Raw genomic sequence first — 20,620 nt, forward strand, 5'->3', positions numbered from 1 at the left:
CTAGCATTTGCGGTTTTTCTGATAAAGCTACTTGACACTCTAGGTGTACAGGTGATACTATATCGAAGTGTGCCTAATTGTGTGATCTTCTACCGCTAAAGGATAGGTGATTCCATGCAGTTTAAAGTTGGCGCGAAACAGACGACGAAGATGCTTGAGCAAGATAAAGCAGTCGAAGTCTACATTGCTCAAGATGCAGATCCGCGAATGAAAGAGAAAGTTATTCATTTGTGTGAGCGGTCGAGTATCCCGGTCAAATGGGTAGAAACGATGCAAGACCTTGGGAAAACCTGTGGAATTGATGTCGGAGCTGCTATGGCAGCGCTCGTAACCGATGATGAATAAAGGAAAAAAGCATTTTTGCTGGTGCAACTTCAACCTGATGATGGACTGGTAAGAATTTTTATTTGTTCTTTTATGAACCACCTGGATCTGTGGGCTTTAAAATTAGGTGTAATGTCTACCATATTAAATGACATGAATAACGGAAGGGGGTGGCAACATGCCAACAATTAACCAGCTAGTCCGTAAAGGACGCCAAGCTAAAGTCGTAAAATCGAAATCGCCAGCTTTGCAAAAAGGTTTCAACGCCTTGAAACGTGAAGCTACAAACATCAGTGCTCCGCAAAAACGCGGTGTGTGCACTCGTGTAGGTACAATGACTCCGAAAAAACCGAACTCTGCACTTCGTAAATACGCGCGTGTACGTTTGACTAACCGCGTAGAGGTTACAGCTTACATTCCGGGTATCGGACATAACCTTCAAGAGCACAGTGTCGTATTGATCCGTGGCGGACGGGTAAAAGACCTTCCGGGTGTACGTTATCATATCGTTCGCGGCGCTTTGGATACAGCGGGTGTTAACAACCGTAACCAAGCTCGTTCGAAATACGGTGCTAAACGTCCTAAAGTTAAGAAATAAAAATGGTTTTACCACTAATGAAATTATCATTCAAGAAAGGGGGACTTTCTCATGCCACGCAAAGGTCCTGTAACAAAACGCGATGTGCTTCCGGATCCGGTTTACAATAGCAAACTGGTAACGAGACTCATCAACCGCATTATGATCGACGGTAAACGCGGAACAGCTCAAACGCTGTTGTACGATGCCTTCAAACTGATCCAAGAACGCACGGGTAAAGATCCGATGGAAGTGTTCGAAGCAGCTTTGAAAAATATCATGCCAGTACTTGAGGTTAAAGCACGCCGTGTCGGCGGTGCCAACTATCAAGTGCCGATCGAAGTTAAACCTGAGCGCCGTACATCGCTTGGTCTCCGTTGGCTCGTGAACTACTCACGTAACCGCGGTGAGAAAACGATGGTAGAGCGTTTGGCTGCTGAAATTACTGATGCTTCCAATAACACTGGTGCATCCGTTAAGAAGCGCGAAGATACACACAAAATGGCAGAAGCGAACAGAGCGTTTGCTCACTACCGTTGGTAGGATTCGGCTAACGCTGAATCAACAAATAATCTCATTTAATGAGAGGAGATCAGTTCATGGCTAGAGAGTTCTCCTTGAAAAATACACGGAATATCGGGATTATGGCGCATATCGATGCGGGTAAAACCACTACAACTGAGCGTATCTTGTTCTACACAGGCCGTACTCACAAAATCGGAGAGGTGCATGAAGGCGCCGCTACGATGGACTGGATGGAACAAGAGCAAGAGCGCGGTATTACGATTACGTCTGCCGCGACGACTGCTCAATGGGATGGTCACCGCATCAATATCATCGATACCCCAGGACACGTTGACTTCACAGTAGAAGTTGAACGTTCCCTCCGCGTATTGGACGGGGCAGTTGGCGTTTTCAGTGCAAAAGAAGGCGTTGAGCCTCAGTCCGAAACCGTATGGCGTCAAGCAGACCGTTACGGTGTACCTCGGATCGCTTATATCAACAAAATGGACATTATCGGTGCAGACTTCTTGAACGTTATCAAGGATATGCGCGAGCGTCTACAAGCAAATGCTGTTGCGATTCAAATTCCGATTGGCGCTGAAAGTGATTTCGTAGGCGTTATCGATATCGTTGAACGCGTAGCTTACAAATACAAAGATGATCTCGGAAAAGACCCTGAGAAAATCGAAATTCCTGCAGAGTACGCCGACCAAGTCGAAGAACTCCGTACGGAATTGATCGAGAAAGTTGCCGAGCTGGACGAAGAATTAACAATGAAATATCTGGAAGGCGAAGAAATTACGATTCCAGAAATTAAAGCAGCGCTTCGTAAAGGCGTTTGTGAAGTTAAAATCTTCCCAGTTATCGTTGGCTCCTCGTACCGTAACAAAGGCGTTCAAATGATGTTGGATGCTGTTGTTGACTATCTTCCATCGCCACTTGATGTACCAGCTATTAAAGGTATGCTTGATGACGGTAGTGAGGAAATTCGTCAATCTTCGGATTCAGAACCGTTCTCGGCTCTGGCATTCAAAATCATGACGGATCCTTATGTAGGTAGATTGACGTTCTTCCGTGTGTATTCTGGCGTCCTGAAATCCGGTTCGTATGTTCTGAATGGTACAAAGAACAAACGTGAGCGTATTGGTCGGATTCTGCAAATGCATGCGAACAGCCGTCAAGAGATTTCCGAAGTTTACTCCGGAGATATCGCAGCTGCAGTTGGTTTGAAAGATACCATTACAGGCGACACGCTTTGTGATGAAAAACATCCGATTATTCTTGAATCGATGAATTTCCCTGAGCCAGTTATCTCGGTTGCTATCGAACCAAAAACGAAAGCTGACCAAGACAAACTCGGTATCGCGATTTCCAAGCTTGCGGAAGAAGATCCTACATTCCGTGCGCATACGGATGAAGAAACAAACCAAACGATTATCTCTGGTATGGGTGAGCTTCACCTTGAGATTCTAGTTGACCGTATGCTTCGCGAATTTAAGGTTGAGACAAACGTTGGTAAGCCTCAAGTTGCTTATCGTGAGACGTTCCGTCAAGCTGCAAAAGTCGAAGGTAAATTCGTACGTCAATCCGGTGGTAAAGGTCAATATGGCCATTGCTGGGTTGAATTCGTTCCACAAGAGCCGGGTGAAGGCTTCGTGTTCGAAAACAAAGTTGTGGGTGGATCGATTCCTCGTGAATTTATCGCTCCAATCCAAGCTGGTATCGAAGAGTCGATGAAAAACGGCGTTATCGCTGGATTCCCGCTCGTTGATGTTAAAGCAATTGTTTTCGACGGATCTTATCATGATGTTGACTCCTCGGAGATGGCGTTTAAAATTGCAGGTTCGATGGCGCTTAAAGCTGCCAAAGAAAAATGTAAGCCAGTTCTGCTTGAGCCAATCATGAAAGTTGAAGTTACTGTTCCTGAAGAGTACATGGGCGATGTAATGGGTATGTTGAACTCCCGTCGTGGTCGCATTGAAGGTATGGATACTCGCGCAGGTGCGCAAATTATCCGTGCTAAGGTGCCTCTCTCCGAGATGTTCGGTTATTCCACAACACTTCGTTCCGGTACACAAGGACGCGGTGTATTCTCGATGGAGCTTTCTCACTATGAAGAAGTTCCTAAATCGATTGCTGAAGAGATTATTGCCAAAAACAAAGGCGAATAATATTTTCCTTTGTCTTAGGTTAGTCTTTTTTACTCCGGTTGGCATTACAGCTTGCTAAGCAAGCAAGTGTTCAGCCACTATATAAAACCTTTTAAATATTGAGGAGGATTAAGTTCAATGGGAAAAGCTAAATTTGAACGTAACAAACCGCACGTTAATATCGGTACTATTGGTCACGTCGATCACGGTAAAACGACTCTGACTGCAGCAATCACTACTGTACTTTCCAAAAAATACGGCGGTGCTGCTATCGCTTTTGACCAAATCGATAAAGCTCCAGAAGAGCGCGAGCGTGGTATCACGATCTCGACAGCTCACGTTGAGTATGAGACGCCAGCTCGTCACTACGCTCACGTTGACTGCCCAGGTCACGCCGACTATGTAAAAAACATGATCACTGGTGCTGCACAAATGGACGGAGCAATCCTAGTAGTTTCCGCAGCTGATGGCCCTATGCCACAAACTCGTGAGCACATCTTGCTGTCCAAGCAAGTTGGCGTTCCTTACATCGTTGTATTCCTGAACAAATGCGACATGGTTGAAGACGAAGAGCTTCTTGAACTGGTTGAGATGGAAGTTCGCGACCTTCTTTCCGAGTATGAGTTCCCAGGCGACGACACTCCAATCATCCGTGGTGCAGCTCGTGAAGCTTTGCAAAACCCTGATGGTCCTTGGGCTGAAAAAATCATCGAGCTCTTCGAGCAAGTTGATACTTACATCCCAACTCCTGAGCGCGATGTTGCAAAACCTTTCCTTATGCCTGTCGAGGACGTATTCACAATCACTGGCCGTGGTACAGTAGCAACTGGCCGTGTTGAGCGTGGCGTTATCAAAGTAGGCGACGAGATCGAAATTATCGGTCTTGCTGAAGAGTCCCGCAAATCCGTAGTAACAGGCGTTGAAATGTTCCGTAAATTGCTTGACTCCGCTCAAGCAGGCGACAACGTTGGCGCATTGCTTCGTGGTGTAGACCGTAAAGATATTGAGCGTGGACAAGTATTGGCTAAACCGGGTTCGGTTAAACCACACACTAACTTCACTGCACAAATCTACGTTCTGACTAAAGAAGAGGGTGGCCGTCACAAGCCTTTCTTCACTGGATACCGTCCACAGTTCTACTTCCGTACAACTGACGTTACTGGTATCATCAACCTGCCAGAAGGTACTGAAATGGTTATGCCTGGCGACAACATCACAGTTACTGTTGAGCTTATCGCTCCAATCGCGGTTGAAGAGGGAACTCGTTTCTCCATCCGTGAAGGCGGCCGTACTGTAGGCGCTGGCGCTGTAGCAACTATCCAAAAATAATCGCGTGCGGCTTTAAGCCGCGCACGAATCAAACCTCTCACCTCGGTGAGAGGTTTTTTATTTTCCAAGGACAAGTCATTGACGGGGCTGCTGCATCGCCCTTAATATGAGAGAAGATGTATACAGCTGCGATAGAGGGAAACCTTATGGGAACGTAAGACAGATGCAGCTTATTATGTAGGGGAGGTTTTAAAGAAGATGAGAAAAAATATGTGGGTAGGATTAATGCTGGTCCTCGTTTTGGTCATTTCGGCATGTGGGGGCAGCAAAGGAAACGGCAATACAGGGGAACAGGCTTCAACTGCACCAAGCAGTTCTGCTGAAGCAACGGACAGTGGGGCGAAAGAAAATTATAAAATTTCAATCTCGCAATATGTAGAGCATCCGTCGCTTGATGCAACAAGAGAAGGATTTATTGCTGCCTTGAAGGATGCGGGCTTGGTTGAAGGACAGAATTTAACCATTGATTTTAATACGGCTCAAGCAGATCAAGCAAACAACCAAACGTTGGCTCAAAAGATCGCGGCTGATAAAAGTGATTTGGCGTTAGGTATTGCTACACCATCAGCACAAGCGCTTGTTAAAGAAGTGACTGATCGTCCTGTGCTGTTCGCAGCTGTTACCGATCCGATTGATTCAAAGCTCGTTACAAACCTTGATGCACCAGGCGGTCTTGTTTCGGGAGCGTCCGATACAAATCCTGCAGCGATTACAGAGCTAATGGACTTTGTAGCTGCTAATTTCCCTAATGTTAAAAACGTGGGCCTAGTTATTAATGAAGGTGAGCCAAATGCCGTTGTTATGGCTAAAATTGCTGAAGAAGCGCTAGCTAAGCATGAGATTAAGCTCGTTCGTGCAGCTGTAAGCAACACAGCAGAAGTTCAGCAGGCAGCAGCTTCCCTTGTGGGTAAAGTGGACGCCCTGTATATTACGCTGGATAACTCAGTAGTGAGCAGTCTGGATACTCTGATTAAAGTAGCAAATGATAATGATCTTCCGTTTTTTGCGAGCGATCGCGATACGGTTGAGCGCGGCGCCTTTGCAACAATTGGTTTCAAATATTATGATCATGGTTACCAAGTAGGTCAAATGGCTGTGGATATTTTGAAAAACGGCAAGAAGCCGGGCGATATGAAAGTAACTGTGCCGGACAAGCTTGATCTTATTTTGAACATGAAGGCAGCTAAGGAACAAGGCATTACGGTGACCGATGAGATGAAAAATCAAGTCAAGGATGCTGCTTCCAACATTATTGAATAGTTCGCAACTTAACGGAAAATTTTATTGCAAAGTAACGTAACGGCTATTGTCGCCATTAGACGGCAGTAGCCGTTTACAATTGGCCCGTTTTTCATGAGGAGGTTTCCTATTGCTTAGTTTGTTGAAATCGATGCCTGGTGCAATTGAGCTTGGCTTAATTTATGCGTTGATGGCGCTGGGCGTCTACATTACGTATCGGATTTTAGATTTTCCCGATTTGACCGTGGAAGGCAGCTTCACTACAGGCGGCGGCATTGCAATGATTTTGATAACGAATGGCATGTCGCCTTGGGTGGCTACTATTGCTGCTTTTGGCGGTGGTGCGGCTGCGGGAGCCATTACCGGGCTTTTGCATACGAAAGGCAAAATAAATGGGCTGCTCTCCGGCATTATTATGATGATTGCCCTATATTCCATTAATCTGCGAATTATGGGCAAGCCGAATGTGTCGGTATATGGAATGGATACGATTTTTACGACTAGCAACGTGCTTGTTATTGTCGTAATCGTTGTTATTGTGACGAAGCTTCTGCTGGATTTGTTTCTGCATACGGACTTAGGGCTAAGCTTGCGTGCAACGGGAGATAATGAGCGGATGATTCGGAGCTTTGGCTCCAATACGGATACGACTAAAATTATCGGCATATCCCTCTCCAATGCACTTGTTGCTTTGTCTGGAGCCTTATTCGCACAGCAGTCAACTGCTGCTGATATTTCTATGGGGATCGGCGTTATCGTCGTCGGCTTGGCATCGGTTATTATTGGCGAGGCTATTTTTGGAGCCCGGAAGGTGTTTTGGGCCACGCTGGCGGTTGTTCTTGGTTCCATTGTGTATCGGATCATCATTACAATTGCCTATCGGGTGGAGTGGCTCAAAGCTTCTGACTTAAAGCTGATTACAGCGGTAATCGTTATTGTTGCCCTTGTCGTTCCAACCATTCAGAAATCGTTTAAGCAGAAAAAAATGGCACGCAAACGCTCGGCGGAGCTGCTGACTGATCCTGTACAACGTGGAGGTGGGCAGTAATGCTGAACATTTCAAAAGTGTCCAAGCTGTTTAATCCAGGAACTGTTGATGAAAAGACAGCTTTGATTAACATTAATCTGCATCTGATGCCGGGCGATTTTGTAACGGTTATTGGAAGCAATGGAGCAGGGAAATCTACTTTAATGAACATTATCTCGGGTGTCATGCGTCCAGATGCCGGCGATGTTGAAATAGCTGGGGATAAAATGACACTGCTGCCCGAATTTAAACGCAGCAAGTGGATCGGGAGAGTCTTTCAAGATCCTATGGCGGGTACAGCGCCGCGCATGACGATTGAGGAAAACCTGGCTATGGCCTATAAAAGAGGCAAGCCGCGTACGCTATTGATAGGTGTGACACCGGCCAAGCGCGCTTTTTTCAAGGAGCAGCTTTCTAGGCTCGGCATAGGGCTTGAGAATCGCTTGGGCGCGAAGGTTGGACTTTTGTCCGGTGGCGAGCGGCAAGCGCTTAGCCTGTTGATGGCGACCTTTACGAAGCCACAAATTTTGCTGCTTGATGAGCACACGGCGGCGCTTGATCCTTCGCGTGCAGAGCTGATTACAGCGCTCACCGATTCGCTTGTACACGAGATGAAGCTGACGACGCTGATGGTGACGCATAATATGGAGCAGGCGATACGTCTGGGCAACCGTCTTATTATGATGGACAAGGGCCGGATCATTCTCGATGTTAATGAACACCGCAAAAAGGATCTTACGGTAGCGCAGCTGCTTAACGAGTTTGAACAAATTAGCGGCAAGAAGCTGGCTGACGACCGGATTGTGCTAGGTTAATAAGCATAGAGTAAAGCGGATTGAGTAGAGCAGTAGTAATACATTGTCCATAAAGCAAAGAAGATCGCTTTTCTGCCGGGCCATGGGTGAGAGGTTGCCGATGTACGGACAGAAGTGCGATCTTTTGCTGTTTTAGCGGTTTGCAGCCGTTAGTTGAAGGTATTCAGGTGAGTTTCTTCTATTATATATAGAAGGCACAGCAATCGTTTTGTTTATGAAGCGGGCAATGTGTCGAAGCTAATAACCTAAAAGACGTTATATTCTTGCCTAAAAGGATGAAAGAACGCTAATTTAATTGAAAATAGCATGAAAGCAAAGTTCTGCTTGCATTTGCCTATTCATTTCGTTATAATAATGTCTGTTGGTCTGTGACGTTGCGATGATGTGAGAGGTTGCCGACACACCCGGCCCCTTTGCCATGGGGCATGTGCCGGGTTTTCTCATGGAGTATGTCCGATAATAAATTGGGCGATAGAAGGAGGGACTTATATGGCAAAGCAAAAGATTCGTATTCGCTTGAAAGCGTACGATCACAGGATTCTTGATCAATCCGCAGAGAAAATTGTGGAAACTGCAAAACGTTCCGGAGCGAGTGTTTCCGGGCCGATTCCGCTTCCAACGGAAAAGCAAATCATCACCATTCTCCGTGCGGTGCACAAGTACAAGGATTCCAGGGAGCAATTCGAAATGCGTACACATAAACGCTTGATCGACATTGTTAACCCTACGCCGCAAACGGTTGATGCGTTGATGCGCCTGGATTTACCATCCGGTGTAGATATCGAAATCAAACTGTAAAAGCAACACCAGTATATGTGATATAGAAGGGAAATGAGGTGTCAACATGAAAGGTATCTTAGGTAAAAAACTTGGAATGACTCAAGTGTTTACTGCTGAAGGTAATGTAATTCCGGTTACTGTTATCGAAGCTGGACCATGTGTCGTTTTGCAGAAGAAAGACCAGGAAACTGATGGTTACGAAGCTGTTCAACTCGGTTTTGCCGACAAGAAAGAAAGCAGAACTATTAAGCCGGAAATTGGCCACGCTAAAAAAGCGGGAGCTACTCCTAAGCGCTACGTTCGTGAAATTCGCGGCATCCAATTGGGTGACTACGAAGTTGGTCAAGTGGTTAAAGCTGACCTTTTCGCAGAAGGCGAATTCGTTGACGTAACAGGTATTTCTAAAGGTAAAGGCTTTGCCGGCGTTATTAAACGTTGGGGACAAAGCACGGGTCCTATGTCTCACGGTTCCCGTTACCACCGCGGTCCAGGTTCCATGGGTTCGATTCAAGCGAACCGCGTACCGAAAGGCAAACGCCTTCCAGGTCACATGGGTACTGACGCTATCACGATTCAAAAGCTTGAAGTTATTCGCGTAGACGCTGAGCGTAACGTGTTGCTAGTTAAAGGTTCTGTACCAGGCCCTAAAAACGGTTTTGTGAAAGTTAAACTTACCGTTAAGAAATAAATTCTTAGAAGAAAGGAGGAACAATAAATGCCTAAAGTATCATTATACAATGTGAGCGGTTCGCAAGTAGGCGAGGTTGAATTGGCAGATAGCGTTTTCGGTATCGAGCCTAACAAACACGTTCTACACAGCGCTGTTACGCTTCAGCAAGCTGCTGAGCGTGCAGGTACTCACAAAACTAAAGGACGCTCTGAAGTACGTGGTGGCGGTCGTAAACCTTGGAAACAAAAAGGAACTGGCCGTGCTCGTCAAGGTAGCATTCGCTCCCCGCAATGGGTTGGCGGCGGTACAGTATTTGGACCGACTCCACGCTCTTACGGTTTCAAGCTTCCTAAGAAAGTTCGCCGTTTGGCAATCAAATCGGCTCTATCTTCGAAGGTGATCGCTAACGAAATTATCGTTCTTGATCAATTGTCGTTCTCGACTCCTAAGACGAAAGAATTCGTAGCGATTCTGAACAATCTGAAAGTGGCTCGTAAAGCGCTTGTTGTTTTGCCTAGCTATGATGACAATGTAGCATTGTCTGCTCGTAACATCCCAGGTGTGAAATTCGTCGCAGCTGACGGCATTAATGTTCTGGATGTACTTGTATATGACAAGCTCATCATCACTAAAGATGCTGTAGAGAAAGTACAGGAGGTGTTTGCGTAATGAAAAACCCTCGCGATATTATTAAACGTCCTGTTATTACAGAACGTACTAGCGAATACATGGTTTCCAAACGTTACGTGTTCGAAGTTGATCTTCGCTCTAACAAAACAGAAATCAAAAACGCTATTGAGCAAATTTTCAAAGTTAAGGTTACTAGCGTTAACACAATGCGTGTTGCTGGCAAACCTAAGCGCTATGGTAAATATAGCGGTTATAGATCCGAATGGAAAAAAGCAATCGTTCAACTGAGCGATGATAGCAAAGAACTTGAGTTCTTTGAAACGTCTGTTTAGAAAAGGAGGAAATTCAAGTGCCAATTAAAAAGTATAAACCGACCTCTCCTGCACGTCGTGGTATGTCGGTCTCGACTTTCGAAGAGATCACAACAGACACACCGGAGAAATCGTTGCTAGCACCACTTTTCAAAAAAGCTGGTCGTAACAACCAAGGTAAAATTACGGTTCGTCATCAAGGCGGCGGACACAAACGTAAATATCGGATTATCGACTTCAAGCGTCTTAAGGATGGAATTGCTGGTAAAGTGGCAACGATCGAATACGATCCAAACCGTACTTCCAACATCGCTCTAATCCACTACGCTGATGGTGAGAAAGCCTACATTATCGCTCCTAAAGGTCTTAAAGTTGGAGATCAAGTAATGTCCGGCCCTACTGCTGATATCAAAGTAGGTAACACTCTTCCACTTGGTAACATTCCTGTTGGTTCGGTTATCCACAACATTGAATTGCAACCAGGCAAAGGCGGACAATTGGTTCGTGCTGCTGGTACAGAAGCTCAGCTTCTTGGTAAAGAAGAAGTTTACGTATCGATCCGTCTTTCTTCCGGTGAGGTTCGTCGCATTCTGAAAACTTGTCGTGCAACAATCGGTTCTGTTGGTAACGAAGATCACGAACTCGTGAAAATCGGTAAAGCCGGCCGTTCCCGTTGGATGAACAGACGTCCAGAAGTCCGCGGCGTAGTAATGAACCCTAACGATCACCCACACGGTGGTGGTGAAGGTCGCGCTCCGATCGGTCGTAAATCGCCAATGTCTCCTTGGGGCAAACCAACACTTGGTTACAAAACCCGCAAGAAGAAAAAAGCTTCGAGCCAATATATTATTCGTCGTCGTACGAAGTAATAACTGCTTAATAGAAGCTGCGTGACCTTGAGTCACGCTATGTTTCCGCGAAGGGAGGACTCCAAATGGGTCGCAGTTTGAAAAAAGGGCCGTTTATTGACGGTTACCTGCTCAAAAAAGTCGAGGATTTGAATGAAGCAAACAAAAAAGTCGTGGTCAAAACTTGGTCCCGTCGCTCGACAATTTTCCCACAATTCATTGGTCACACTTTCGGCGTTTATGACGGTCGCAAGCACGTGCCAGTATACGTAACGGAAGATATGGTTGGACACAAGCTTGGTGAGTTTGCACCAACTCGTACGTACAAAGGTCATGATGACGATAAGAAGACGGGCAGAAGATAATTTTGCCTATAAGATCTTTATCGATTGAAAGGAGGTTCACACATGTCTGAAGCTAAAGCGCATTTGAGATTCGTACGTATTGCTCCTCGTAAAGCTCAACTCGTTGCGGATTTGATTCGTGGCAAGAAGGTTGGCGAAGCAATCGCGATTCTGCGTCACACGCCTAAATCTGCTTCCCCGATTTTGGAGAAGCTGCTGAACTCTGCTATTGCTAACGCTGAGCATAACTATCAATTGGACGTTAACAAGCTGGTTATTTCCCAGGCTTTCGTTAACCAAGGTCCAACTATGAAACGTTTCCGCCCACGTGCAATGGGACGTGCAAGCAAAATCAACAAAAGAACCAGCCACATCACTTTGGTGGTATCTGAGAAATAAGGAGGGATAACGTGTGGGTCAAAAGGTAAATCCGGTCGGTCTTCGTGTTGGGATTATCCGTGATTGGGAATCCAAATGGTACGCAGGCAAAGACTTCGGCGATCTTCTGATTGAAGACGTAAAAATTCGTGAATACCTGAAGAACAAACTTAAGGATGCGGCAGTATCCCACATCGAAATCGAGCGCGCGGCTAACCGTGTTAACGTGACGATTCAAACTGCGAAGCCGGGTATGGTTATCGGTAAAGGCGGTTCTGAAGTGGAGAACCTGCGCACGGAGCTTGGCAAGATCACTAAAGGCAAAAAAGTTCACATTAATATTTCTGAAATTAAACAAGCAGATATGGATGCTATTCTTGTAGCAGAAAGTATCGCACAACAGCTGGAGCGTCGTGTTTCTTTCCGTCGTGCTTTGAAACAAGCGATCCAACGTTCGATGCGTGCTGGCGCTAAAGGGATCAAAACCGCTGTTAGCGGACGTCTCGGTGGTGCTGAAATTGCTCGTTCAGAAGGCTATAGCGAAGGTACAGTTCCACTTCATACCCTTCGTGCTGATATCGATTATGGTACAGCTGAAGCGCATACGACTTATGGTCGTATCGGTGTAAAAGTTTGGATCTACCGTGGCGAAGTCCTTCCGGTTAAGAAGAAAGCTCCCCAGGAAGGAGGCAACTAATCATGTTGGTACCTAAACGTGTCAAACACCGCAAGCAACAACGCGGACATATGAAAGGTCGCGCTAAAGGCGGTACTGAAGTTTCTTTCGGAGAATACGGTCTTCAAGCGCTTGAGCCGTCATGGATTACGAACCGTCAAATCGAATCGGCTCGTATTGCTATGACTCGTTACATCAAACGTGGTGGTAAAGTATGGATTAAGATTTTCCCTGCTAAGCCAATCACTCAAAAGCCTCTCGAGGTTCGTATGGGTAGCGGTAAAGGTAACGTTGAGAAATGGGTTGCTGTAGTTAAGCCAGGCAAAATTATGTTTGAGCTTGCTGGAGTACCTGAAGAGGTTGCTCGCGAAGCAATGCGTCTTGCGTCACACAAACTGCCTGTTAAAACGAAGTTCGTGAAACGCGAAGAAGTAGGTGGTGAAGCAAATGAAGGCTAGTGAATTTCGTAACCTAACCTCTGCTGAGATCGAACAAAAGGTAAATGGTTTTAAAGAGGAGCTATTCAACCTTCGTTTCCAATTGGCTACTGGCCAACTGGATAATCCGACACGGATTCGTGACGTACGGAGAGAAATTGCTCGTGCTAAAACCATCTTGCGTGAAAGAGAACTCGGAATCAGCAGCTAAATAGTAGTCCTTAACTAAGGAAAAATTGCCAAGGTTTAAGGAAGGAGGAAGAACATGAGCGAACGTAATGCCCGCAAAGTGTTAGTCGGTAAAGTGGTGAGTGACAAAATGGATAAAACAGTTGTTGTTGCTATTGAAACATATAAAAAACACAACCTGTACCATAAACGCATTAAATCCACGAAAAAGTTCAAAGCCCATGATGAGAACAACGAAGCTAAAATCGGCGATGTTGTAAAAATTATGGAAACTCGTCCGCTTTCGAAAGACAAACGCTTCAGACTCGTGGAGATTGTTGAAGTAGCGATTGTCCTTTAAGTTTGAAAATGTAATCTAGTTTTGTCCGAAAGGAGGACGTTGACATGATTCAACCATTTTCCCGTTTGCGTGTCGCTGATAACTCAGGTGCAAAAGAACTGATGTGTATCCGTGTACTTGGTGGAACTGGTCGTCGCGTAGCGGCTATCGGTGATTTGATCGTTTGTTCCGTTAAACAAGCAACACCAGGCGGCGTTGTCAAAAAAGGTGATGTTGTTAAAGCAGTTATCGTTCGTACAAAGCGTACGGTTCGTCGTAAAGACGGTTCCTACATCGCGTTTGACGAAAATGCAGCTGTAATCGTTAAGGAAGACAAGAGCCCACGTGGTACTCGTATTTTTGGACCAGTTGCCCGTGAGCTTCGCGATAAAGATTTCATGAAAATCGTATCGCTTGCACCAGAAGTTATCTAATAAAAGTCCCCAAGGGATTGCAATAGCTTGATCATCAAGCATGCAGGAGGTGTAACTCATGCCAAGATTGAAAAAAATTCTTGAATCGCATAACAATAAATTGCACGTTAAAAAAGATGATACGGTCATCGTCATTTCCGGTAAGGATAAAGGCAAAAAAGGCCGTGTAATCGCTGCATATCCGCGTGAAAACCGCGTACTTGTAGAAGGCGTCAATATGGTTAAAAAGCATACTCGTCCATCGCAGGCTAACCCGCAGGGCGGTATCATCGAGCAAGAAGCGCCGATTCACGTATCGAACGTGATGCACATTGATCCGAAGAGCGGTAAAGTAACTCGCATTGGATACAAAGTGCTTGATAACGGCAAAAAAGTTCGGATCGCAAAACGTTCCGGCGAAGTAATCGACTAACGTTACTGTAGGAAGGAGGACCATGAATCATGGCTGCAAGAATGAAGGATCGTTTTCTTAACGAGATCACTCCTGCTCTGATGCAGAAGTTTAACTATACAACAGTTATGCAAGTGCCTAAAATCGAGAAAGTCGTCATCAATATGGGTGTCGGCGAAGCGGTTGCTAACTCGAAAGTACTTGATGTTGCTGTTGATGAGCTTCGTCAAATCGCCGGTCAAAAACCGGTTGTAACACGCGCGAAGAAGTCCATTGCCGGCTTCAAACTTCGTGAGAACATGCCAATCGGGGTTAAAGTAACACTGCGCGGCGAGCGTATGTATTATTTCCTGGATAAGCTGTTCAACATCTCCCTCCCACGTGTACGTGACTTCCGTGGCGTATCATCGAAAGCATTCGATGGTCGCGGTAACTACACACTGGGTTTGAAAGAGCAATTGATCTTCCCGGAGATTGAATACGATAAAGTTGATAAAGTTCGTGGTATGGATATCGTCATCGTGACGACGGCAAAAACGGACGAAGAATCTCGCGAATTGCTCACCCAATTGGGTATGCCGTTTGCGAAGTAATCCACTTTTAGGAGGTGTAATACCCAGTGGCAAAAACTTCGATGAAAGTGAAGCAACAACGTACACCGAAATTTAAAGTGCGTGCTTACACGCGCTGTGAACGTTGTGGCCGTCCGCACTCTGTTTTGCAAAAGTTTAAAATTTGCCGGATTTGTTTCCGTGAGTTAGCATACAAAGGCCAGATCCCTGGCGTTAAGAAAGCAAGCTGGTAATAAGCCTAGTTCGGGAAGGAGGTTAACACAAATGGTTATGTCTGATCCGATTGCAGATATGCTGACACGCATTCGCAACGCGAACGTTGTTCGTCATGAAACCGTTGAAATGCCCGCTTCGAAAGTGAAGAAGGAAATCGCTGAAATTCTGAAGCGTGAAGGTTTCATCCGCGATGCTGAATATATCGAGGATAACAAGCAAGGGATTATCCGTATTTTCTTGAAATACGGCCCGAGCCAAGAGCGCGTAATCACTGGTCTGAAACGTATTTCTAAACCAGGTCTTCGCGTTTATACAAAATCTAATGAGATCCCTCGTGTACTGGGCGGTCTGGGAATTGCTATTATTTCCACGTCCAAAGGGATTATGACTGATAAAGAAGCACGTCAAGGCAAAGCTGGCGGCGAAGTCGTCTGCTACGTTTGGTAATTAACAAGTCACAAAGATTGGAGGTGTAACGATGTCCCGTATTGGTCGCAAACCAATCCAAGTGCCTAACGGCGTAACAATCAACTTGGAAAACACAGTTATTACTGTTAAAGGACCTAAAGGAACGCTTTCCCGTGAATTTCACAAAGATATGAAAGTCAATGTGAGTGAAACTGAAATCGTCATTGAACGTCCTTCTGACAATAAATTGCATCGCTCTTTGCACGGTACTACTCGCAGCATCATCGCTAACATGGTGAGCGGAGTTACTGACGGATTCTCGAAAAATCTTGAACTCGTTGGCGTAGGTTATCGTGCAAGCAAAAATGGTGAGAAAATCGTTCTTAACGTTGGTTACTCTCACCCAGTGGAAATCGCTCCTGAAGGCGGAATCGAATTCGACGTTCCTGCGAACACGAAAATTACTGTTCGCGGAATCGATAAAGAACTCGTTGGCGCATTTGCTGCCAAAATCCGTTCCGTACGTGAGCCTGAGCCGTATAAAGGTAAAGGTATCAAGTACGAAGGCGAGCGCATTATCCGCAAAGAAGGTAAAGCTGGTAAGAAGAAATAAGCAGTCTGACATGGCTGCTTAACATAGCGGTATGAGGAATTGGAAAGGAGTGAACCTTGAATGATTACGAAAGGCGATAAAAACAAGGCACGTCTGAAAAGACACTTGCGTGTTCGTAAAAAAATCAATGGAACGGTTGCACGCCCACGTCTGTCTGTGTTTCGTTCCGCTAAGCATATGTATGCTCAATTGATCGACGATGTACAAGGAGTAACACTTGCTGCTGCTTCTACACAAGACAAAGAGCTGACTGAAGCTATCGGCAACGGCGGCAGCGTTGAAGCTGCTCGCAAAGTCGGCGAATTGCTTGCAAAACGCGCTCAAGCGAAAGGTGTAAACCAAGTAGTATTTGATCGTGGTGGTTACTTGTATCACGGAAGAATTCAGGCGCTTGCTGATGCAGCTCGCGAAGCTGGTCTGGAATTCTAATCGACTTTACTTATAAGGAGGTTAAACGACTTGCGTATAGATCCGAATACGTTAGAACTTACTGAAAAAGTTGTCAACATCAACCGTGTTGCCAAAGTTGTTAAAGGCGGACGCCGCTTCAGCTTTAGTGCACTGGTAGTAGTAGGCGACGGCAACGGCTATGTTGGCGCAGGAATCGGTAAAGCAGGCGAAGTACCTGATGCAATCCGCAAAGGTATCGAAGATGCTAAGAAAAACCTGATTCATGTACCAATCGTTGGTACAACAATTCCTCACCTTGTGCTAGGACATTTCGGCGCTGGAGAAGTTCTCCTGAAGCCGGCATCCGAAGGTACAGGTGTTATCGCTGGTGGCCCAGTTCGTGCAGTTCTTGAACTTGCTGGCGTTGGCGATATTTTGACGAAATCCCTCGGTTCTTCGAACTCCATGAACATGGTTAACGCAACGCTCGAAGGTCTTTCACGTTTGAAACGTGCTGAAGATGTTGCGAAGCTTCGTGGTAAAACTGTCGAAGAGCTGTTAGGTTAAGGAGGGGTATACGATGGCAAAATTGCAAATCACCCTCGTTCGCAGTTTGATCGGCCGTAACGAGAAACAGCGTGCTACTGTAGCATCGCTGGGACTTCGTAAAATCCGTCAAACCGTTGAATTGAACGATACTGTAGCTATTCGCGGCATGGTTAAACATGTTAGCCACTTGGTTAAAGTCGAAGAAGTATAAGATAGTCATTCCTACAAAGAAATAAACAAGGAGGTGCAAGAACGATGAAATTGCATGAACTCGCACCAGCACCAGGTTCCAAGCAAACACCAAAACGTAAAGGTCGCGGTATTGGTACCGGTAACGGTAAAACAGCTGGACGTGGTCACAAAGGTCAAAATGCTCGCTCCGGCGGTGGTGTTCGTCCTGGTTTCGAGGGTGGTCAAAACCCATTGTACCGTCGTGTACCGAAACGCGGATTTAACAACCGTTTCCGTAAAGAGTATGCCATAATCAACATTGAAGAGCTGAACAGCTTTGCAGCAGGCACCGAAGTCACTCCAGAAGTTCTTCTTGAGCAAGGGATTGTTAAAAATCCACTGGCAGGCATTAAGATTTTGGGTAACGGTGAAATCAACGTCCAACTGACTGTAAAAGCAAGCAAGTTCTCTCAATCTGCGGTAGAGAAAATCCAGGCTGCCGGCGGTAAAACCGAGGTGATCTAATTGTTCAAAACCGTGTCCAACATTTGGAAAGTAGCGGATTTGCGCTCGCGCATTCTATTTACGCTTTTCATCCTGCTCATCTACCGGATTGGTTCTTTCATTCCGGTACCGGGCATCAATAAAGAAGTGTTCAAACAAGTTGATCGCGCAGGTGCAGATTTGTTCGGCTTGCTTAACACGTTTTCTGGTGGAGCGCTTTTCAAATTCTCTATCTTTGCAATTGGGATTATGCCATATATCACAGCTTCGATTATCGTGCAGCTGTTATCGATGGATGTTATTCCTAAATTTGCAGAGTGGGCGAAGGAAGGCGAGAACGGCAAACGTAAGCTCGCGCAAATTACTCGTTACGGCACGGTTATTCTTGGTTTGGTTCAAGGTTTTGCAACAGCAATCGGCTTCAACCGCCAATATGGCAATGAAATGATTCCTGGAGCGACCTTCGTTGATTATTTGGTTGTTGCTATCATCTTGACTGCAGGTACTGCTTTCTTGATGTGGCTTGGCGAGCAAATTACTGAGCGTGGTATTGGTAACGGTATTTCGATCCTGATTTTCGCAGGTATCGCTGCTGGTATCCCAGGCCACATCCGTACAATTTGGCAAGATCAATTTATTGGTCAAGAAGCTGCTTTGTTCTGGAATATCGGTAAAATGGTTCTGATCCTTATTGCGATCATTGCCATAATCGTCGGTGTTATCTTTGTTCAGCAAGGGATTCGTAAAATTCCGGTTCAATACGCTAAACGCGTAGTGGGCAGAAAAATGTACGGTGGACAATCGACTCATATCCCGATGAAAGTAAACGGAGCAGGCGTTATTCCGGTTATTTTTGCGGTATCGCTTCTGATGTTCCCTGTTACGATTGCTCAGTTCTGGAATGGATCGGCATGGGCAAACTGGATTATCAATAATATGTATTATGACAAACCGCTTGGTATGGTCTTGTATGTACTGTTGATTATCGGTTTCACTTTCTTCTATACCTTCGTTCAAATTAATCCGGTACAAATGGCGGATCAAATGAAAAAGAACGGTGGCTACATCCCAGGTATTCGCCCGGGTAAACCAACTTCTTCTTATCTGACTCGCGTTATGTCACGTATTACATTGACGGGCGCGCTTTTCCTAGCGGTTATCTCGATTTTGCCAGTGCTCTTCGGAACGCTTGCAGGATTGCCGCGTACGGTGCAACTTGGAGGAACTTCGCTTCTGATCGTTATCGGCGTTGCGCTTGATACGATGAAGCAAATCGAAACCCAGTTGATCAAACGCCATTACAAAGGGTTTATCAATAAATAACAATAGGTTCTGTTCGGGCTTCCGTGACGTCGCTTGCGATGGTACGGACCCGCATGAGCCTATTGTGTTTAAAGCGAGGAACACGAATGAACATTTTATTCATGGGCCCTCCGGGAGCCGGTAAAGGAACGCAAGCTGAACGAATCGTTTCCGAGTTTGGTATACCACACATCTCGACAGGCGATGCATTCCGCCTTGCTATGAAAGAAGGCACTGCGCTCGGTCTCAAAGCGAAAGAGTATGTCGATAAAGGACTGCTTGTACCTGATGAGATTACGAACGGTATCGTAAAAGAACGTCTTGCACTAGACGATTGCAATAAAGGGTTTTTGCTGGACGGTTTTCCACGGACATTGCAACAAGCCGAAGCGCTTGATGGCATGCTCAAGGAACTTGACCGAGGCATTCACCATGTCGTTAATTTAAAGGTTGATCGTGGATTTCTCTTGGCACGCCTAACTGGAAGACGCATTTGCAAAACATGCGGAACGACGTATCACATTCTGTTCAATCCGCCGAAGCAAGAAGGCGTCTGTGATAAAGACGGCGGCGAATTGTATCAGCGTTCGGATGATACGGAGGAGAAGGTTGGAACGCGTCTGGATGAGTACATTTCCAAAACTGCTCCACTTCTTGACTATTACAGTGATAAAGGTCTTCTTCGCGAAGTCGATGGCGAGAAGGAAATTGATGCGGTAACGTCCGACATCACTTCCATCTTGCGAGGTTCATTGTAATGATTATACGCAAATCCGAATCGGAGCTGCGCTATATGAGAGAAGCAGGCAGAATTGTTGCGGATGCCCATCAGTTGATGGCGAGGTCGGTGAAGCCGGGTATTACTACCATGGAGCTTGATCAACTAGCTGAAGACTACATTCGCAGTCAAGGAGCCGTGCCTTCTTTTAAAGGTTACAATGGTTTTCCCGCCAGCATTTGCGCTTCTGTAAATGACGAGCTGGTACATGGTTTTCCAGGACCTCGGAAGTTGAACGAAGGCGATATTATTAGCATCGATATCGGAGCGCAGTACAATGGCTATCATGGCGACTCTGCCTGGACCTACCCGGTTGGCGCAGTAACGCCTGAAGTACAAAGGCTGCTGGATGTAGCGGAACAGTCGCTTTATGCGGCCGTAAATCTCATCCGTCCGAATGAGAAGCTATTTACAATATCCCATGCTGTTCAACAAGTTGTCGAAGCGGCTGGCTTCTCGGTTGTACGCGAATTTGTTGGTCATGGAATTGGAGCGAAGCTTCATGAGGAGCCGCAAATTCCGAACTATGGTATGCCAGGTCGCGGACCGAAGCTTGAGCCAGGAATGGTGCTTTGCATCGAACCTATGGTGAACATCGGTGAACGATATGTCCGCACGCTTGAAGACAATTGGACGGTCGTAACGGAAGACGGCTCGATGTGTGCCCATTTTGAGCATACGGTTGCCGTAACGGAGAATGGTTTTGAAATTTTGACGCTATCGAAGCCACAGGCGGACTGAGCCA

32 protein-coding genes are annotated in these 20,620 nt (G+C 45.9%); all 32 read left to right on the plus strand.

Translation table 11 applies throughout. From position 1 onward, the window contains the following. The first annotated feature begins 114 nt into the window (after nucleotides 1-114). Nucleotides 115-345: a ribosomal L7Ae/L30e/S12e/Gadd45 family protein gene (locus BBD42_RS11690; protein WP_056035776.1), complete on the plus strand. Its 231-nt coding sequence runs from the start codon at nucleotides 115-117 to the stop codon at nucleotides 343-345. 157 nt (nucleotides 346-502) lie between these two features. Then, on the plus strand, nucleotides 503-922 hold the full coding sequence (gene rpsL, locus BBD42_RS11695) for a 30S ribosomal protein S12 (protein WP_046234218.1): 420 nt from the start codon (nucleotides 503-505) through the stop codon (nucleotides 920-922). A 51-nt stretch (nucleotides 923-973) separates the two neighbouring features. Beyond that, nucleotides 974-1,444, plus strand: a complete 471-nt coding sequence (rpsG, locus tag BBD42_RS11700; protein WP_046234219.1) for a 30S ribosomal protein S7 — start codon at nucleotides 974-976, stop codon at nucleotides 1,442-1,444. Nucleotides 1,445-1,500: 56 nt separating this feature from the next. Then, nucleotides 1,501-3,576 carry an elongation factor G gene (gene fusA, locus BBD42_RS11705; protein WP_056035778.1) on the plus strand — a complete coding sequence of 692 codons (2,076 nt, stop codon included), beginning with the start codon at nucleotides 1,501-1,503 and terminating at the stop codon, nucleotides 3,574-3,576. Nucleotides 3,577-3,693: 117 nt separating this feature from the next. Further along, complete coding sequence (gene tuf / locus BBD42_RS11710) at nucleotides 3,694-4,884, plus strand: elongation factor Tu (protein ID WP_056035781.1); 1,191 nt, start codon at nucleotides 3,694-3,696, stop codon at nucleotides 4,882-4,884. A gap of 198 nt (nucleotides 4,885-5,082) precedes the next feature. Then, the gene (locus BBD42_RS11715) at nucleotides 5,083-6,144 is read left to right on the plus strand and encodes an ABC transporter substrate-binding protein (protein ID WP_099518295.1); all 1,062 of its coding nucleotides are present in this window, start codon (nucleotides 5,083-5,085) and stop codon (nucleotides 6,142-6,144) included. 109 nt (nucleotides 6,145-6,253) lie between these two features. Beyond that, entirely contained in the window at nucleotides 6,254-7,171 is a 918-nt protein-coding gene (locus BBD42_RS11720; RefSeq protein WP_056035785.1) for an ABC transporter permease, read from the plus strand. After that, nucleotides 7,171-7,965, plus strand: a complete 795-nt coding sequence (locus BBD42_RS11725) for an ABC transporter ATP-binding protein (protein WP_056035789.1) — start codon at nucleotides 7,171-7,173, stop codon at nucleotides 7,963-7,965. Before BBD42_RS11720 ends, BBD42_RS11725 begins: the two co-directional genes overlap by 1 nt. 489 nt (nucleotides 7,966-8,454) lie before the next feature. Continuing rightward, nucleotides 8,455-8,763 carry a 30S ribosomal protein S10 gene (gene rpsJ, locus BBD42_RS11730; RefSeq protein ID WP_046234225.1) on the plus strand — a complete coding sequence of 103 codons (309 nt, stop codon included), beginning with the start codon at nucleotides 8,455-8,457 and terminating at the stop codon, nucleotides 8,761-8,763. Between the two features lie 46 nt (nucleotides 8,764-8,809). Next, a complete protein-coding gene (gene rplC / locus BBD42_RS11735; protein WP_056035792.1) occupies nucleotides 8,810-9,433 on the plus strand; it encodes a 50S ribosomal protein L3 in 624 nt (207 codons plus the stop codon). A 27-nt stretch (nucleotides 9,434-9,460) separates the two neighbouring features. Then, nucleotides 9,461-10,084: a 50S ribosomal protein L4 gene (gene rplD / locus BBD42_RS11740; protein ID WP_056035794.1), complete on the plus strand. Its 624-nt coding sequence runs from the start codon at nucleotides 9,461-9,463 to the stop codon at nucleotides 10,082-10,084. Beyond that, entirely contained in the window at nucleotides 10,084-10,377 is a 294-nt protein-coding gene (rplW, locus tag BBD42_RS11745) for a 50S ribosomal protein L23 (protein ID WP_046234228.1), read from the plus strand. The genes rplD and rplW overlap by 1 nt, the downstream gene beginning before the upstream one ends. Nucleotides 10,378-10,394: 17 nt before the next feature. Continuing rightward, complete coding sequence (gene rplB / locus BBD42_RS11750) at nucleotides 10,395-11,225, plus strand: 50S ribosomal protein L2 (RefSeq protein ID WP_056035796.1); 831 nt, start codon at nucleotides 10,395-10,397, stop codon at nucleotides 11,223-11,225. A gap of 65 nt (nucleotides 11,226-11,290) precedes the next feature. Next, nucleotides 11,291-11,569: a 30S ribosomal protein S19 gene (rpsS, locus tag BBD42_RS11755; RefSeq protein WP_046234230.1), complete on the plus strand. Its 279-nt coding sequence runs from the start codon at nucleotides 11,291-11,293 to the stop codon at nucleotides 11,567-11,569. 42 nt (nucleotides 11,570-11,611) lie between these two features. Further along, nucleotides 11,612-11,947 carry a 50S ribosomal protein L22 gene (gene rplV, locus BBD42_RS11760; protein WP_046234231.1) on the plus strand — a complete coding sequence of 112 codons (336 nt, stop codon included), beginning with the start codon at nucleotides 11,612-11,614 and terminating at the stop codon, nucleotides 11,945-11,947. A 13-nt stretch (nucleotides 11,948-11,960) separates the two neighbouring features. Further along, nucleotides 11,961-12,623 (plus strand): 30S ribosomal protein S3, encoded by a 663-nt coding sequence (rpsC, locus tag BBD42_RS11765; protein ID WP_046234232.1) that lies wholly within the window; start codon nucleotides 11,961-11,963, stop codon nucleotides 12,621-12,623. 2 nt (nucleotides 12,624-12,625) lie between these two features. Continuing rightward, nucleotides 12,626-13,060 carry a 50S ribosomal protein L16 gene (gene rplP, locus BBD42_RS11770; RefSeq protein ID WP_046234233.1) on the plus strand — a complete coding sequence of 145 codons (435 nt, stop codon included), beginning with the start codon at nucleotides 12,626-12,628 and terminating at the stop codon, nucleotides 13,058-13,060. After that, nucleotides 13,050-13,250: a 50S ribosomal protein L29 gene (rpmC, locus tag BBD42_RS11775; RefSeq protein WP_046234234.1), complete on the plus strand. Its 201-nt coding sequence runs from the start codon at nucleotides 13,050-13,052 to the stop codon at nucleotides 13,248-13,250. Before rplP ends, rpmC begins: the two co-directional genes overlap by 11 nt. 54 nt (nucleotides 13,251-13,304) lie before the next feature. Beyond that, nucleotides 13,305-13,568, plus strand: coding sequence for a 30S ribosomal protein S17 (gene rpsQ, locus BBD42_RS11780; protein WP_056035800.1), 264 nt, complete (start codon nucleotides 13,305-13,307; stop codon nucleotides 13,566-13,568). Between the two features lie 44 nt (nucleotides 13,569-13,612). Further along, nucleotides 13,613-13,981 (plus strand): 50S ribosomal protein L14, encoded by a 369-nt coding sequence (gene rplN / locus BBD42_RS11785; protein ID WP_046234236.1) that lies wholly within the window; start codon nucleotides 13,613-13,615, stop codon nucleotides 13,979-13,981. 58 nt (nucleotides 13,982-14,039) lie between these two features. Further along, nucleotides 14,040-14,393 carry a 50S ribosomal protein L24 gene (rplX, locus tag BBD42_RS11790; protein WP_074905002.1) on the plus strand — a complete coding sequence of 118 codons (354 nt, stop codon included), beginning with the start codon at nucleotides 14,040-14,042 and terminating at the stop codon, nucleotides 14,391-14,393. Between the two features lie 29 nt (nucleotides 14,394-14,422). Next, nucleotides 14,423-14,965: a 50S ribosomal protein L5 gene (gene rplE / locus BBD42_RS11795; RefSeq protein WP_046234237.1), complete on the plus strand. Its 543-nt coding sequence runs from the start codon at nucleotides 14,423-14,425 to the stop codon at nucleotides 14,963-14,965. A 26-nt stretch (nucleotides 14,966-14,991) separates the two neighbouring features. Then, nucleotides 14,992-15,177: a type Z 30S ribosomal protein S14 gene (locus BBD42_RS11800; RefSeq protein WP_013312154.1), complete on the plus strand. Its 186-nt coding sequence runs from the start codon at nucleotides 14,992-14,994 to the stop codon at nucleotides 15,175-15,177. A 31-nt stretch (nucleotides 15,178-15,208) separates the two neighbouring features. Then, complete coding sequence (rpsH, locus tag BBD42_RS11805; RefSeq protein ID WP_046234238.1) at nucleotides 15,209-15,607, plus strand: 30S ribosomal protein S8; 399 nt, start codon at nucleotides 15,209-15,211, stop codon at nucleotides 15,605-15,607. Between the two features lie 31 nt (nucleotides 15,608-15,638). Next, nucleotides 15,639-16,181 (plus strand): 50S ribosomal protein L6, encoded by a 543-nt coding sequence (gene rplF / locus BBD42_RS11810; RefSeq protein WP_046234239.1) that lies wholly within the window; start codon nucleotides 15,639-15,641, stop codon nucleotides 16,179-16,181. A gap of 60 nt (nucleotides 16,182-16,241) precedes the next feature. After that, nucleotides 16,242-16,610, plus strand: coding sequence for a 50S ribosomal protein L18 (gene rplR / locus BBD42_RS11815; protein WP_046234240.1), 369 nt, complete (start codon nucleotides 16,242-16,244; stop codon nucleotides 16,608-16,610). A gap of 30 nt (nucleotides 16,611-16,640) precedes the next feature. Then, nucleotides 16,641-17,138, plus strand: coding sequence for a 30S ribosomal protein S5 (gene rpsE / locus BBD42_RS11820; protein WP_046234241.1), 498 nt, complete (start codon nucleotides 16,641-16,643; stop codon nucleotides 17,136-17,138). Nucleotides 17,139-17,151: 13 nt separating this feature from the next. Continuing rightward, nucleotides 17,152-17,331: a 50S ribosomal protein L30 gene (gene rpmD, locus BBD42_RS11825; RefSeq protein WP_046234242.1), complete on the plus strand. Its 180-nt coding sequence runs from the start codon at nucleotides 17,152-17,154 to the stop codon at nucleotides 17,329-17,331. 44 nt (nucleotides 17,332-17,375) lie between these two features. Beyond that, the gene (gene rplO, locus BBD42_RS11830; protein WP_046234243.1) at nucleotides 17,376-17,816 is read left to right on the plus strand and encodes a 50S ribosomal protein L15; all 441 of its coding nucleotides are present in this window, start codon (nucleotides 17,376-17,378) and stop codon (nucleotides 17,814-17,816) included. Then, complete coding sequence (gene secY, locus BBD42_RS11835; protein ID WP_056035803.1) at nucleotides 17,817-19,118, plus strand: preprotein translocase subunit SecY; 1,302 nt, start codon at nucleotides 17,817-17,819, stop codon at nucleotides 19,116-19,118. An 86-nt stretch (nucleotides 19,119-19,204) separates the two neighbouring features. Next, on the plus strand, nucleotides 19,205-19,855 hold the full coding sequence (locus BBD42_RS11840; RefSeq protein WP_099518296.1) for an adenylate kinase: 651 nt from the start codon (nucleotides 19,205-19,207) through the stop codon (nucleotides 19,853-19,855). Further along, nucleotides 19,855-20,616 carry a type I methionyl aminopeptidase gene (gene map / locus BBD42_RS11845; protein WP_056035809.1) on the plus strand — a complete coding sequence of 254 codons (762 nt, stop codon included), beginning with the start codon at nucleotides 19,855-19,857 and terminating at the stop codon, nucleotides 20,614-20,616. Before BBD42_RS11840 ends, map begins: the two co-directional genes overlap by 1 nt. The last annotated feature ends 4 nt before the right edge of the window (nucleotides 20,617-20,620 follow it).

This window comes from Paenibacillus sp. BIHB 4019 (assembly GCF_002741035.1).
GTDB lineage: Bacteria > Bacillota > Bacilli > Paenibacillales > Paenibacillaceae > Pristimantibacillus.

What these genes read in the sequence shown, in the direction of transcription:
- BBD42_RS11690 (WP_056035776.1), top strand. Translation starts at nt 115, where the DNA reads ATGCAGTTTAAAGTTGGCGCGAAACAGACGACGAAGATGCTTGAGCAA.
- rpsQ (WP_056035800.1), top strand. Translation starts at nt 13,305, where the DNA reads ATGAGCGAACGTAATGCCCGCAAAGTGTTAGTCGGTAAAGTGGTGAGT.
- fusA (WP_056035778.1), top strand. Translation starts at nt 1,501, where the DNA reads ATGGCTAGAGAGTTCTCCTTGAAAAATACACGGAATATCGGGATTATG.
- rpmD (WP_046234242.1), top strand. Translation starts at nt 17,152, where the DNA reads ATGGCAAAATTGCAAATCACCCTCGTTCGCAGTTTGATCGGCCGTAAC.
- rpsL (WP_046234218.1), top strand. Translation starts at nt 503, where the DNA reads ATGCCAACAATTAACCAGCTAGTCCGTAAAGGACGCCAAGCTAAAGTC.
- rplN (WP_046234236.1), top strand. Translation starts at nt 13,613, where the DNA reads ATGATTCAACCATTTTCCCGTTTGCGTGTCGCTGATAACTCAGGTGCA.
- rplD (WP_056035794.1), top strand. Translation starts at nt 9,461, where the DNA reads ATGCCTAAAGTATCATTATACAATGTGAGCGGTTCGCAAGTAGGCGAG.
- rpmC (WP_046234234.1), top strand. Translation starts at nt 13,050, where the DNA reads ATGAAGGCTAGTGAATTTCGTAACCTAACCTCTGCTGAGATCGAACAA.
- BBD42_RS11840 (WP_099518296.1), top strand. Translation starts at nt 19,205, where the DNA reads ATGAACATTTTATTCATGGGCCCTCCGGGAGCCGGTAAAGGAACGCAA.
- rplC (WP_056035792.1), top strand. Translation starts at nt 8,810, where the DNA reads ATGAAAGGTATCTTAGGTAAAAAACTTGGAATGACTCAAGTGTTTACT.
- rpsG (WP_046234219.1), top strand. Translation starts at nt 974, where the DNA reads ATGCCACGCAAAGGTCCTGTAACAAAACGCGATGTGCTTCCGGATCCG.
- rplW (WP_046234228.1), top strand. Translation starts at nt 10,084, where the DNA reads ATGAAAAACCCTCGCGATATTATTAAACGTCCTGTTATTACAGAACGT.
- rplV (WP_046234231.1), top strand. Translation starts at nt 11,612, where the DNA reads ATGTCTGAAGCTAAAGCGCATTTGAGATTCGTACGTATTGCTCCTCGT.
- rplX (WP_074905002.1), top strand. Translation starts at nt 14,040, where the DNA reads ATGCCAAGATTGAAAAAAATTCTTGAATCGCATAACAATAAATTGCAC.
- rplF (WP_046234239.1), top strand. Translation starts at nt 15,639, where the DNA reads ATGTCCCGTATTGGTCGCAAACCAATCCAAGTGCCTAACGGCGTAACA.
- rpsJ (WP_046234225.1), top strand. Translation starts at nt 8,455, where the DNA reads ATGGCAAAGCAAAAGATTCGTATTCGCTTGAAAGCGTACGATCACAGG.
- rpsS (WP_046234230.1), top strand. Translation starts at nt 11,291, where the DNA reads ATGGGTCGCAGTTTGAAAAAAGGGCCGTTTATTGACGGTTACCTGCTC.
- rplE (WP_046234237.1), top strand. Translation starts at nt 14,423, where the DNA reads ATGGCTGCAAGAATGAAGGATCGTTTTCTTAACGAGATCACTCCTGCT.
- map (WP_056035809.1), top strand. Translation starts at nt 19,855, where the DNA reads ATGATTATACGCAAATCCGAATCGGAGCTGCGCTATATGAGAGAAGCA.
- rplO (WP_046234243.1), top strand. Translation starts at nt 17,376, where the DNA reads ATGAAATTGCATGAACTCGCACCAGCACCAGGTTCCAAGCAAACACCA.
- rpsH (WP_046234238.1), top strand. Translation starts at nt 15,209, where the DNA reads ATGGTTATGTCTGATCCGATTGCAGATATGCTGACACGCATTCGCAAC.
- BBD42_RS11725 (WP_056035789.1), top strand. Translation starts at nt 7,171, where the DNA reads ATGCTGAACATTTCAAAAGTGTCCAAGCTGTTTAATCCAGGAACTGTT.
- rplR (WP_046234240.1), top strand. Translation starts at nt 16,242, where the DNA reads ATGATTACGAAAGGCGATAAAAACAAGGCACGTCTGAAAAGACACTTG.
- tuf (WP_056035781.1), top strand. Translation starts at nt 3,694, where the DNA reads ATGGGAAAAGCTAAATTTGAACGTAACAAACCGCACGTTAATATCGGT.
- BBD42_RS11715 (WP_099518295.1), top strand. Translation starts at nt 5,083, where the DNA reads ATGAGAAAAAATATGTGGGTAGGATTAATGCTGGTCCTCGTTTTGGTC.
- rplP (WP_046234233.1), top strand. Translation starts at nt 12,626, where the DNA reads ATGTTGGTACCTAAACGTGTCAAACACCGCAAGCAACAACGCGGACAT.